Here is a 13,558-nt window from a genome sequence, read left to right as displayed (position 1 = left end):
CGTCGCGACGCACCCTACGTTGTTTTATTTATTCTTCTCAATATGGTTGCGGATGAATTGTTTGAATTCGTCTTTGATGTCTTGCGGGGCGGCGTGGCCCATGGCGGGGCGCTCGACGGTTTGTTTTTCGCCGCGGAGTTGATTGTAGGCGGCGAAGTTTGTCGTAGGCGGGCAGACGGCATCGATGAAGCCGATGCTCAGAATCGCGTCCGCGTCGGTCTGAGCAGCGAAGTTCACTGCATCGAAATACCGCGATGCCTCTAAAGCCGCTGGTGCGGGTTGGCCGGTATCGTCGGTCGGTACCAACTTGGGCCAACCGTTGATGCGATTGATCACGCGTCCGGAATGATCACACATCGCAGGCACGCCCACGGCAATGGCGGTCACGCGTGGTTCCAATCCTGCCGCCACCAGGGATTGTCCGCCCCCTTGGCTGTGGCCGCTGACGATCAAAATCTTGCCATCCCATTCCGGCTGTGCGGTCAAGAAGTCCATTGCCCGCATCAGTCGCAGATACATGCCAAGAAAGTAACTCGTATCGCGCGAGTCGCGACCATCGTGGCGGTAGTTTTTCAACTTTCCGCTCGCCAAGTCGCGATAGAATTTTGCCGGACGGCCGTTGGCGATGCCATGGGCGTTGATGTCCAAAGCCAATAAACCCATCCGCGCCCCTTCGACGGCATTGCCCAACGAAGAACTTCGCACGCCGGCGCCATGCACATAGAGCAACGCGGGCAAACTATTGGGCGCTGCGTTTTTGGGCCGCGCCAAATACCCCGACACTGGTGTGGGTCCGAGACAATTGACCTGCACGTCAAATGCCTCAATCTTCTCATCCGGTGACTTGACCGGCGTGACTTCAGCCGTCGCAGGCACTGTGGCGAGACGCTCCTTTTGCATCGTCCAGAACTCGTCGAAATCTTCCGGAGTTGGCAGGCTGGGTTGGATCATTTCGGGACTGACCGCCGCCGCGGCGATGGCCGTTAAGGAGCGACCGGCGTCGGGAGTGAACTTCACAACGCATCGCAAAAATCCCGGTTCGGGCATCACACCACGAACGTGGATTGGTTCCCCTTGTAGTTCCGCTCGCCCAACGGTCAATGCCGTCAGGCCATCCTTGGTCAATGTATAGTTCACCCGGCCCGACGTCGCTGGTTGGCCGTATTTAAGTACGTCGATTTGAAAATCAACCGCTTCCGACGTCTCATAGCGCGCGTTTTCGCGATCAGTCGAAACACTCACATCATAGGGCTGCACCTCTCGTACGCGATGACTGAGGGTATCGCCAATGAAGATTTCGTCGCTGGGACTCACGCAGATCCCGTGCGGACGCGCCAAGCCCGCTGTGAGTGCCGGGCGATTGTCGCCGTTATATTTTGCGACATCCGGTCCAGCTCCGGCCACGGTGGCAATCATGCCGGTCCGTGGATCGATTTTGCGAATGACTTGGTTCTCGGTGTCGCAGACGAATACGTCACCGTTGCTCCCCACAGCAATGCCCTTGGGACCGTTGAAGGTCGCTTCAAGTGCGGGTCCGTTGTCACCGGAATATCCTTTTTCACCCGTTCCGGCAATATGTTGAATTTTGCCGCTGGCCAGATCCAATTTCCAAATACTGTGTCCTTCGCGCAGTGCAATCCACATGGTTTGGCCGTCGATATACAAAGCGCGCGGCCCAAGAATGGGTTTGCCTTTTACCGCTGCACCGTCGGTTGGCAAGGTTTTTTCGCCGTTCCCAGCAATCGAGTCGACGATACCTGTCTTGAGATCGACGCGGCGGATGCGGTGATTGCCGATGTCGGCCACATACAAACCACCATTGTCATCCAAGGCAATACTGTGTGGTCTGGAAAACTGAGCTTCAATCGCCGGTCCGCCGTCGCCGGCATAACCTTGCTGGCCCGTTCCTGCCACGGTGGAAATGATTCCCGTTTTCGCATCGACGCGGCGGATGAGGTGATTTTGCATTTCGACGAAGAACATATTTCCGTCGGCATCAAAACGAACTTCGTACGGTTCGTTGAGCATGGCTTCGGTCGCCGGGCCGCCGTCGCCGGAATACCCTTTTTGGCCATTACCCGCAACAACGGTCAATTTTTTTGTTTTTCGATCCAGTCGCCATACGCGGTGGTTGAGCACTTCGGTGATATACAGTGCCCCATCGGGTCCAAGCTCTACGCCGAACGGCTGTCCGATATTCTGCCGAAGGCCCTTGCCGGCATCGGCGTTGTTGTCCGGTTTGCCGGTTCCCGCTACAGTCGATATCTTTCCGGCGAGGGCAAATTCCGTCACGCCTAAGGCGACAGCCAATACGGTGACGAAAGCGAGCAGATGACGTTGTCTCATTATGAACGGCCTTAGGTTGATGGCAGCAGTGATTGATCGTTGTGTGAGCGACTCGTAGTTTATCGCGGAACCGGTTGGAATTCCAAGGCGCGTGTCGTAATGCGCGTGGCCGCTGCAGTTACAAACCACTACCATAACAATGGCTATTTCGTCCTCCCAGCCTCCGGCTCCGCCGGGGGGTCTTGCACAGCAGTAGATCAAAATGACGACCACCCCCCCCGATCCCCGCTCCCTCACCCGCGAAGAAATCCGCAAAATCCAGTCCGAGAGGCTGGTTGAAATGTTAGCGGAGATCATTCCCCAAAACTCGTTTTGGACGACTCGTCTTAAAGAAGCGGGAATTGATCCGGCGACGATCAAGAGTGTCGAAGACCTGCCGCGATTACCAACGGTGACCAAAGCCGAAATTCTTGCCGACCAAGCGGCACATCCGCCGTACGGGTCGAATCTGACCTACGAATTTGATGCCTATAGCCGTTTGCACCAAACCTCGGGCACGACCGGATCGCCCATGCGTTGGATGGACACGCCAACCTGTTGGAACTGGCTGATGCGTTGCTGGTCCCAGATCTATCAAATCATTCGTCTCACACCGCAAGACCGGTTGGTGTTTCCGTTTTCCTTTGGACCGTTTCTGGGATTCTGGGCCGGGTTTGAAGGAGCGGTCCGGTTGGGAAACCTGTGCCTACCGGGTGGCGGAATGAGCAGCCAAGCCCGGCTGGAATTGATCGAACAACATGGCGCGACGTTTGTCTGTTGCACGCCGACCTACGCACTACGACTGGCCGAAATCGCGCGAGAACAGGGCATCGATCTGGCCGGCAACTCGGTCCGTATTATCTTGGTAGCCGGCGAACCGGGTGGAAATATCCCTGCCACTCGTCATGCCATCGAAACGGCTTGGGGCGCCCGGGTGATCGATCATTGGGGAATGACCGAGGTCGGCGCGCTAGCCGTGGAAAGTATCGACCGTCCCGGCAGCTTGTACATGCTGGAAACCGAGTGCATTGCTGAGATCATCGACCCCAAGACCGGACAACCTGTGGCCGTAGGCGAAGAAGGGGAATTGGTCATCACGAATCTCGGCCGTCTCGGTAGCCCGCTCATCCGTTACCGGACAGGGGATCGTGTCCGCGCCGAAATCCCGGCAGCCGACGACGACTTACAAATGCTTTGTTTGGACGGGGGAATCCTGGGCCGTACAGACGACATGATCACGATTCGCGGCAACAATGTCTATCCATCCAAGTTAGAAGGCATTTTGCGAGAATTCGATGACATCGTCGAGTACCGCATCGAAGTCAGCACTCGTAAATCGATGCATCACGTCAAAATCGAAATCGAGCCGCAACCGCACATTTCCGAATCGGAAGCCAAATTTCAGTTGGCGTCGCAATTGGCTGAGGCGATCAAGGACCGCCAAAATTTCCATGCGGAGATCAAAGTCGTCCCCAGCGGCAGCCTCCCCCGCTTTGAGTTAAAAGGCCGCCGTTTTTTCCGTGTGGATTAACGGTGGCAGTGCACACAGTCGCCAACCGTCATCCAATAACCATGGCAGCAGCTCCTCCATCGCCGCTGGTGTCACGCTGCGGGACTTGGGGTTGTCGTGTAAGCAAACAATGCTTCCCGGGCGAATGCGGTTGTGTGTCCATTGTGCGACTTGCGCTGCCGTCGCAGTCGGTGTGAAATCCCCCGGCAGGACGTCCCACATGACTAACTTCTGACCGGCGTGTTTGCACCAGGTCAGTGCGGCGGGCGTGATCCGTCCGAACGGGGGGCGCATCCAACGGATTGGCTCACCGGCCAATTGCTGCAGGATGACGGTCGCGCGTTCCAATTCCGCTTCGTATTCGTCGCTGGATACCTTCCAGGCGTTGGCGTGCGAATAGGTGTGGTTGCCGATCGCATGCCCTGCGGACAGCACATCCCGCACGAGTTGCGGCCGCTGCTTGGCGTGGTCGCCTCTTAGAAAAAATGTGGCGTTGGCCTGATGCCGGTCTAAAATCTCCAACAACTGCGGCGTGGCGACCTCATCCGGTCCGTCGTCGAACGTCAAATACAGATTTTTTCCCTGGGAGGGCATTTTCCAAAGCGGATCCCAGATGACATGGCGAAGCAAGCGCGGCAAATAGGTGCCGATGACGTGAACCATATACCATTCCTACAGGCAAGATCGTCGATGAGCCGAATTTGAGGCGGCGGAAGTTTAGCCAAATCCGGTGATCTTGTTGAGAGCGAATGCAGCGTGAAGGAATTCGATTGGAGGCCAACCGCCCACAACGCCGAAATTGACATATTGGTGGGGATTGACGCCCAAGCAGCGGTCTGCGACAAATAAAGTCCACGATTTTTTTATCCACAATTCCAGCCGTCGATTTCCAACGCACTCATTGTATTGGGAAATACGTTCACGGTTCTCTTTGCCGCGTTTGCGGCCAAAATTCAGGACGTTATGCAAACCACATTTGGCCGTTGCTACCAAGTCATCGATGATTCGGTCTCTGAAATGGATGCCGAGTTGACGGAACTCAGGCGATTTTTGCACGCCCATCCCGAACCAAGCGGCGAAGAGGTGCAGACCACGCGGCTGGTGCTGGGCCGCTTGGAGGAGGCGGGGCTGGAACCGCATATTTGTCACGGGGGGTTGGGGCTGATCGCTGACCTCGAACTGGGCCATCCCGCCGCCGATGCACCGCGCATCGCCGTGCGAGCCGATATGGACGCACTGCGATTGGTGGATGAAAAAGACGTCCCCTACGCTTCGCAAAACCATGGCGTCACACATGCCTGTGGCCACGATGCTCATACAACCATCACCTACGCCGCTGCCAAAACAGCGATACAACTTCGCGCAGCCATGGCTGAGTGCGAACCGGGGGTGGGGGTCAAGATGCGATTCATTTTTCAACCGGCAGAAGAAACCTGCGAAGGAGCGAAATCGCTGGTGGAGCAGGGGGTGCTCAAAGGTGTGGACGCCATCCTGGCTTTGCATCTCGATCCCGAACGGCCCGTTGGCGATGCCGGCGTACGCGACGGATTTTTGACGGCCAATTGCGATGAAATCGATTTTTTCGTTCAAGGCCGTGGAGGACATGCCGCCCGCCCGCATCATTCGATCGATCCCATCGCTGCCGCATCACAATTGGTCGGGGCGTTGTACCAGTATATCCCCCGGTCGGTTGATTCACGCGATCCGGCGGTCTTCACCGTCGGCAAAATCTTGGGGGGTTACGCCGCGAATGTCATTCCAGAAAGCGTTGAACTGCTCGGTACGCTCCGCACGATCGGCCGCGACACCCGCTCGCGAATCATTCAACGCATCCGCGAGATCACGCATGGCGTGAGTGAATCGAGCGGCGTAAAAATCACCGTCGAATTCCGCAACCCGCTCGCATCGGTCGACAATGATAAAAACATCAACCGTCTAGTCACGCAGGCCGCCCGTGACGTGCTGGGTGACTCGCATGTCAAACAAATCGATAAACCCAGCATGGGCTCAGAAGATTTCGGCGTCTATTTAGAACATGTGCCGGGCGCCATGTATCGGTTGGGCTGTGCTGCTCCCAATTGTCCGTCGCACTTTTTGCATTCGCCAAAATTCGATATCGACGAGCGCGTGCTCCAACTCGGGCCGCGTATTTTTTTACGGGCGGCGCTATTGATTTCTCAAGAACTGAAAGCCGATTCCGAGGGGTGAGTGACTGATGACGATGCAATCATTGGATTTTAAACGTAACGACTATCCCACGATCGGTGTGGAGATCGAATTACAACTCGTCGACGCCGAAACCATGGCCTTGTCGAATTCCATTTCCGATATCCTGGCCGGACTTCCTGCGGAAATTGAAGCGCGGGTCAAACCGGAACTGATGCAGTCGTATTTAGAAATCAATACCGGCATCTGCAATACCGTCAACGATGTCGAACTCGACCTCCGCTCGGTCCTGCAACAGGTCGAAGCCATTACCGACAACTTGGACTTGAAGCTGTTCTGGGGAGCGACGCATCCCTTTTCTTCCTGGCGGGATCAAAAAATCACCGTCAACGACCGCTATTATCGCCTCGTAGAATTGATGCAGGACGTCGCCCGGCGGCTGGTGACATTTGGGCTTCACGTGCATGTCGGCGTCGACACGGGCGACAAGGCGATCATGATTTGCGATCGCATGATGCGACATCTGCCGCTGTTTCTAGCCTTGTCGGTCAACTCCCCCTTTTGGGAAGGCCGCAATACGGGGCTGCACTCCAATCGTTCCAAAATCATGGAAGGCCTCCCAACGGCCGGACTCCCCAGTCAAATGCGCAACTACAGCGAATACGTTTGGCTGGTGCGTCACTTGGAAGAGACAGGGTTTATTAACTCCGTCCGCGAAATCTGGTGGGATGTGCGGCCGCACAACAATTTTGGCACGGTCGAGATCCGTATGTGCGACATGCCCGCTCGACTCGATCAGGTGCTCGCCTTGACCGCCTTAACCCAATGCTTGGTGGTGGCGCTCTCGCGCGAAATTGACAACGGCACCTATCAATCGGAATATCACCCCATGATGGTCGAGCAAAACAAATGGCGGGCGACCCGTTACGGTTCCGATGCCCGCTTGGTCAACAGCGACGACTATAAGACTTACTCGGTCCAAGAAACGACCGACAACTTGGTCGACTTGCTACTCCCCATCGCCAAGGACCTGGATTGCCTCGAACGACTCGAATCGGTCCGCGACCTCCCCAAGCAAACCGGCGCCGACCAACAACTAGAAATCTTCGCCGAAACCAACAGTCGCAAAGAAGTCGTCCAACAAATGCTAGCCGCCAATCACTGGGTGAAATAGGCGTGAGGCGTGAGGGAACAGGCGTGAGGCCCGGCCGATTCAGACCGAATCGCACTTGCCAAACTCGCCGACAATGTAAGGATTACAGCAGCCCCCCCCGCTTTATTTCTGGCCACTGGCCACTGCATCAGGCTGTAGACCGTAGGTATCGTTGGCCTGAGGCGACAGACGTGAGGGCCGGCCGATCCAAGCAGAAACGTACCTGCCGTACTAATTGACAACCTAAGGAACAAGCCACCCCCCCCTTTTTTCTGGCCACTGGCCACTAACCACCGGCCACTCCTTTCTGCCTACTGCCTACCAAACAAAAATGACCACCCCCACCAAACCAACACCCCCCGATCCGCGTGAAAAGGTTCGTACCTTTCCCTCAACGCCGGGGGTCTATCTGATGAAGGATGGGCAGGGGCGGGTGATTTATGTTGGCAAGGCGGTCAACCTGCGGAGCCGCGCATCGAGTTATTTCACCGAGGCGGCTGCTATTGAGCGTCGCACGGCGGAATTGGTGACGCAGATCCGCGATATTGATTTTCTGGAGGCGGATAGCGAAGTCGATGCATTGTTGATGGAAGCGCGGTTGATTAAGGACATTCAGCCGACCTTCAACCAAGAACTGAAGGACGACAAAACGTTTCCGTATTTGGAAATTTTCATTCGCGAAGATTTCCCCCGCGTGGAATTCACCCGCACACCACAAAACCGCGGCACGAAGTTGTATGGACCGTTCACCAATGCCAAGAAATTGCGGGGCACGATTGCTGTCTTGCAGAAGATCTTTCGTTTTCGCACTTGTACCCTCGACATCGAAGATGGCGACGAGCGCTGGCGGTGGTTTCGGCCCTGTTTGCTCCACAGCATCAACCAATGCACGGCGCCCTGCAATTTACGGATCAGCAAGGAAGATTATCGCCGCGACATTGCCCGCTTGCGGATGTTTCTCGACGGCAAAAAGGCGCGGTTGCTCACCGACATGCGGAAGGAAATGGAACAGGCGTCCTCGTCACTGCAATTTGAAAAAGCAGCGCGGCTGCGCGATCAATTGCATTTGCTGGAGAGCATGAACCTCCGTGGCGATTTGGAGGAGCACGTGCAACCGGAAGTGTTTTATATCGATCCTAAAAAAGGGGTCGCCGGGCTGAAGCAGATTTTCAAGCTGGAGCACCCGCCCCGCCGCATCGAAGGGGTCGACATTGCTCACCTGGGCGGGGGCGAAACCGTGGCGAGTTTGGTGCAATTTATCGACGGAATGCCATTCAAAAGCGGCTACAAACGTTACAAGATTCGCACAGTTGCCGGCGTGGACGATTTTGCCGCCATTCACGAAGTCGTCGCCCGTCGATTGGACCGTCTGCGCAATGAAGGCGAGTCGTTTCCCGATATTCTGCTGATTGACGGCGGAAAGGGCCAACTCACTTCGGCAATGGCCGCCATGCGCGCCCTGGAGATCGACCCGCCGTTTACGATTTCTCTCGCCAAACGTGAGGAAGAGGTCTACGTCCCCGGCGAAGAGGAACCCCGCCGCCTGAGCCGACATTCCTACGGTCTGCGGTTGCTGCAATACGTCCGCGACGAAGCCCACCGTTTCGCGCAGCACTACCACCACATTCTGCGTAGCAAATCGACACTTGGTGACTAACCGAGTGCCCCGGCAGTGTTTTAGGCGGCTGGTGTGGCGACCTTGGCGTCGCTGAATTTTTCGTTCCCTTTGGCCATCTCTCGCAATTTGGCACAAGGGGTCATCCGCGCCATTTTCTCGGCGAACTTGTCGAGCGTTTCACAGACATGCTGGATGCCCACGGCGTCGGCATATTGCAACGGGCCACCGCGAAACGGCGCGAAGCCGGTTCCCAGGACCATCGCCAAGTCAATATCGTCCGGCTTCGAGGCGATGCCTTCTTCCAGGCAGCGGGCCGCTTCGTTGATCATGGGATAGATCAACCGCTGGATGATCACTTCACGCGATAACGTGGCACTGATTCCCGACGGACCACTCCGCCGCATTTGGTCAATGGCTTCTGTCACGTCCGGAGCGAGTTGTTTCTTTTTGCCGGTTCCTTGGATCAGGCGTTTGCCGCCGCCGGATTTGGCGCGCATCTCACCCAACTTGGTCCACAGCGTGGCCGATTTCATGCGGTCGCCATAAGCGGCGTGCATGTTGGCGGCGACGTGGGCGGCAATATCCAAACCAACCAGATCGGCCATTTTGATGGGCCCCATCACCATCCCAAACTCAGTTGCCGCACGGTCGATTTCCAACGGTTCGGCGACTTCCTCGAGCAGATAGCCGACTTCGTTCATATACGGCGCTAGTATGCGATTCACCAGAAAACCGGCGCAATCCCCGACAACGATCCCCGTCTTGCCGAGTTTTTGCACCGTGGCAAATGCGGTAGCGATCGCCGCATCGTTGGTGTAGGGCGTGCGAATGATCTCCACCAGTTTCATCTGTTGCGGAGGATTGAAAAAATGCAGGCCGACAATCCGCTGCGGACGGGACATGCCTTCGGCGATATCGGAAACAGTCAGCGAACTCGTATTGGTCGCCAAAACCGTATCCGGGCCGGTCGCTTCAGCCAGATCGCGAAAGACTTCCCGTTTGATCTCGAGGTTTTCGACGATCGCCTCAATGACAATATCCGTGCGCTTCAAGCCGCTGTAATCGGTGATCGGCCGCAAATGATCCAACGTACGCGTTCGCTCCAGCGGCGTAATCCGCTTCCGCGCGAGATCCTTTTTCAACAACCCGTTGATCGTTTGCAGACCAGCGGAAACCGCTTTGGAATTGATGTCCTTCAGCCGCGTCCAAACATTTTTGCGGGCCAGTAGCAGCGCGATTCCAGCTCCCATCGCTCCAGCGCCCAAAACAGCCGCATCGGTCACAGCGTTTGCGTCCGGTTTGACGGTCAAATCTTCAGGCGGCTTTTTGGCCGCTTCACTGAGAAAGAACAGCCGCATCAATTCTCGTGTAACCGGACTTTGTCCGAGCTGCGCAATCGCATTCGCCTCAACATCAAAGCCGCTATCCATTCCGGACGCGATTTGTTCACGGAGCGATTCAATCACTTTCAGCGGTGCGGGGTAATGTCCCCGCGTTTGGCGTTGGACCTGCTGTTCGGCTTTATTGAGGATATACTTTTTTATCGGACCGAAATTATTGGCAATGCGTTTCCACAGCGGAGGCTTGCGGGCGGACATTTTTGGCAAGCCCGATTTCAACACTTGGATGCCAGCGCGCTCTAACCCTTCGTTGGGAAGCACATCATGCACCAATCCCTTGGAGCGTGCCTGAAAGCCGTTGAGCATTTTTCCGGTGAGCATCATCGGCAGCGCATCGATCAGTCCAATCAGTTTTGGCAACCGGACCGTGCCCCCCCAACCGGGAATCAGCCCCAACATCACTTCCGGGAGTCCCAACTGCGTCTTGGGATTTTTGTCGGCGAGACGATATTTGCAGGCCATGGCGAATTCTAATCCGCCGCCCAAACAGGCGCCTGAGATCAGCGCTACGGTGGGAACCTTGAGAGCTGCCAACTGGTCAAACACCTTCTGACCGAATTGCGACATCTCGCGGGCCGCCGCTTCGCCATCCAGGTCTTTCATCTCGGTGACATCGGCACCCACGATAAAGTTGCCCGGCTGTCCGCTGCAAAAAGCGACGCCCTGAATCGAGTCCTCGTTGCGCACGTGAACCAACAGATCGCGCAGTTCCTCTAAGGTTGCCCGCGAAAACGAATTCACCGGCCGATCGGCGCGATCAATCCGCACATGCAACAAACCGTCCACCGGTTCGTCATAGTGCCACATAATGGCCATCCTGTTTCCTCCCTGTCCGTCGTACTGACGGTCAATTCCGTTCTGCTGTTTTTAATAACTTTTATCTGTGTTCAATCTGTGGCTCATTCAAATTTGAACATTTCGCAAAAACGCTCACGCAGCGATGCGTTCGACGATGACCGCTGCGCCTTGTCCGCCACCGACACATAATGTCGCCAATCCGATGCGCTGGTTGCGCCGTTCCAATTCTCGCAGCGCTGTTAAGACCAATCGCGCCCCGGTGGCCCCCACAGGATGTCCTAAGGCAATGGCGCCGCCATTGACGTTTAATTTCTCTTGATCCAGCGGCCCCAGCAGCGTGCGGTCCTCATAGGCGGCACAATCCTGGGGTGGATTTTCAAAACCTTTCAAGCACGCCAGCACCTGGGCGGCAAAGGCCTCGTTGATTTCGACCAATTCCATTTCGCTGAGTTTCATGCCACTGGCTTTTAACGCTTTGGCGCTGGCATAGACCGGTCCGAGTCCCATGCGTGCGGGATCACAACCGGCGTAGGCCGAACCGCGAATTCTCCCCAGCGGTTGCAGTCCGTGCATCTTGGCGGTCTCTTCTTCCATGATCAACAGGGCGACCCCGCCGTCGGTGACTTGGCAGGAATTGCCTACGGTAACGGTCCCCCAACGACGATCGAAATAAGGTTTCAATTTGCCAAGGGCCGTGAGGCTTTGGTTGTCGCGCGGTCCGATATCCTGTTCGATCGGAGTCGCCTTTTTGCCGGCATAGGCGGTCATGGTTTGATTGCTAAGCCGGTCCTCTTTCCAGGCTTCGACCGCGCGCTGGTGGCTGCGGAGCGCAAAGGCATCTTGTTCTTCACGGCTGATGTCATATTCACGGGCTAACTTTTCAGCCGTGTCTCCCATCATCAAACCGGAAACGGGATCTTTGAGGCCCATCTCGATGCCGATCTGCGGCTGAAAATCGGCTGGGCGAAACCGGGTGATGGCTCCCAATTTCTGTAGCGGACTGCGACCTTTGACGACGGAAAACAGCTTTTCGGCGAATCGTTTTTTCCAAAAGACGGGGATATTGCTCATGGAATCGACCCCCAAAGCAACGACGCAGCTTGCTTCGCCCGCTTCGATTTTGGCGACTGCTTCGGTCACGCTTTCCATGCCGCTGGCGCAATTGCGGTTGACGGTGTGCGCGATACTGGCCTGCGGCATGCCGCACCGCAGCGCGATCACACGTGCGACATTGGCCGAATCCGCGGGTGACGCCACATTGCCGGCGATCAATTCGTCGACGGCCGCGGGATCAAAGTTATTGCGGTCGAGCAATTCACGGACGACCATCCGCCCCAATTCGGGCGCGTCGACGTCGGTCAGCGGTCCTCCCGCTTTTACAAACGGCGTACGAATCCCATCAACAATGACGGCTGTGGCCATCGGTCCCTCCCTGCCATCATGGCTATCCTAAAGTGACCGGCGCACTGGTGCACCGGCATCCGTCGTTGTGACGCGTCGATTCAGAGCGAGCGGGCTCCGCGACGGTCTCAATCTTTCTGGAACCCATATTCTTCGTTTGAGCGATCAAAATCAAGGTCGCTCAGTGGAGTGCCCAGTACCAAGTCGCAATAACCATAATATTCGATCAACGTTTCGTCATCCATTTCCTCGCAGCCCCAATCCGCACCCCAGTCCGAATCGGGCCAGGTAAAGTTGGCGATTTGGACCGGAACGGAGAGCTCTTTATCGATAAACAAGTCGGATTTTCGATAGGTCGCAGAGACCTGCTGGCTCCCATATTCCAGGACAAATCGATAGCAGGGGCGTTCGTGGCAGACTTCATCGTCGAACAATTGGCACTTCAACTCGGTCTTCTTCTCTATGTCATTTCGACGATCGGTGATGAGGGTCTCTACCAAACGCAGCAAGCCCATTTGAGTCACCGGGTAACGTGACTGGCTCATAGCCAGCACGCAGTGCGGATCCAAGCTAATGACCGGGAGAAGTCGCGATTTCCAACCCACTTGCTTTAGCAAGAGATTTCCGTCATTGACGCCGTCGGCGTACAACATTTCCTGCCCGGCATCTGTTTCGACCCATTTCATATACACACTGAACGGCTCGTGACGGACCTTGATTTCCGTAACGTCCCCTTCGGTCAATTCATCGCCCACGCGTTCTTGTTTGATAAACGTCGCGGTGTAGTGATTGATACTTTTGAGCCGGTCGCGTCCGTTTTGCAGCAAGGTCAACGCAGTCTGTAGTGCATGTAGTTGCGGGTCTTGTTGCGCCTCAACAGCCACAGGCTGCGCGGTCGTGGACTGCAAAGTCTGTTCGGTCACCGAAACCTGGAGAATATCGCTATTTGAAGCCTTGGCGATGGGAGCAACCGCCGCCGCGCGACGACTGGCTTTACGGAAGTCGTGCGGATCGGCCACCGGGCGTTGACTGCCCCGATGCGTGTTGACGATCACGCCGAGGATACAAATAGTCGAAAGCAACATTAAGATACGAAGCCGGCGGGGTTTAGACCGCCCAATCGGCGAAGAATGCTGTAGAGTCATGATATCGCTCCAAGTAAAAACCGACGATTCGTCTCAGAGCTT

General features: G+C 56.1%; 9 protein-coding genes. 4 read left to right on the top strand and 5 right to left on the bottom strand.

Translation table 11 applies throughout. The features are described 5' to 3' along the window. Positions 1–24: 24 nt before the first annotated feature. Positions 25–2,346, bottom strand: a complete 2,322-nt coding sequence (locus tag CA54_RS12245; RefSeq protein WP_146371044.1) for an acetylxylan esterase — start codon at positions 2,344–2,346, stop codon at positions 25–27. A 202-nt stretch (positions 2,347–2,548) separates the two neighbouring features. On the opposite strand from CA54_RS12245, the gene CA54_RS12240 reads away from it, so the two are divergent. Next, complete coding sequence (locus tag CA54_RS12240) at positions 2,549–3,856, top strand: phenylacetate--CoA ligase family protein (RefSeq protein WP_146371043.1); 1,308 nt, start codon at positions 2,549–2,551, stop codon at positions 3,854–3,856. Here the strand turns inward: CA54_RS12240 and CA54_RS12235 are convergent. Further along, entirely contained in the window at positions 3,824–4,498 is a 675-nt protein-coding gene (locus CA54_RS12235; RefSeq protein WP_146371042.1) for a polysaccharide deacetylase family protein, read from the bottom strand. The genes CA54_RS12240 and CA54_RS12235 overlap by 33 nt on opposite strands. Before the next feature lie 300 nt (positions 4,499–4,798). Between CA54_RS12235 and CA54_RS12230 the strand changes: the two genes are divergently transcribed. The 3 genes from CA54_RS12230 (at position 4,799) to CA54_RS12220 (ending at position 8,811) form a co-directional block, all read left to right on the top strand. Beyond that, positions 4,799–6,043: a M20 metallopeptidase family protein gene (locus CA54_RS12230; protein WP_146371041.1), complete on the top strand. Its 1,245-nt coding sequence runs from the start codon at positions 4,799–4,801 to the stop codon at positions 6,041–6,043. Positions 6,044–6,050: 7 nt separating this feature from the next. Next, positions 6,051–7,175: a carboxylate-amine ligase gene (locus tag CA54_RS12225; protein WP_231963045.1), complete on the top strand. Its 1,125-nt coding sequence runs from the start codon at positions 6,051–6,053 to the stop codon at positions 7,173–7,175. Positions 7,176–7,485: 310 nt separating this feature from the next. Next, positions 7,486–8,811, top strand: coding sequence for an excinuclease ABC subunit UvrC (locus tag CA54_RS12220; protein ID WP_146371040.1), 1,326 nt, complete (start codon positions 7,486–7,488; stop codon positions 8,809–8,811). Positions 8,812–8,831: 20 nt separating this feature from the next. Here CA54_RS12220 and CA54_RS12215 read toward each other — a convergent pair whose 3' ends face one another. The 3 genes from CA54_RS12215 to CA54_RS12205 form a co-directional block, all read right to left on the bottom strand. Next, complete coding sequence (locus tag CA54_RS12215) at positions 8,832–10,988, bottom strand: 3-hydroxyacyl-CoA dehydrogenase NAD-binding domain-containing protein (RefSeq protein ID WP_146371039.1); 2,157 nt, start codon at positions 10,986–10,988, stop codon at positions 8,832–8,834. 114 nt (positions 10,989–11,102) lie between these two features. Continuing rightward, positions 11,103–12,392: a thiolase family protein gene (locus tag CA54_RS12210; protein WP_146371038.1), complete on the bottom strand. Its 1,290-nt coding sequence runs from the start codon at positions 12,390–12,392 to the stop codon at positions 11,103–11,105. A gap of 107 nt (positions 12,393–12,499) precedes the next feature. Beyond that, positions 12,500–13,516 carry a DUF1571 domain-containing protein gene (locus CA54_RS12205; protein WP_146371037.1) on the bottom strand — a complete coding sequence of 339 codons (1,017 nt, stop codon included), beginning with the start codon at positions 13,514–13,516 and terminating at the stop codon, positions 12,500–12,502. Positions 13,517–13,558: the final 42 nt, after the last annotated feature.

Origin of the sequence: Symmachiella macrocystis, from assembly GCF_007860075.1 — a bacterium.
GTDB lineage: Bacteria > Planctomycetota > Planctomycetia > Planctomycetales > Planctomycetaceae > Symmachiella > Symmachiella macrocystis.
This window is presented reverse-complemented; position numbering and strand designations above follow the sequence as displayed.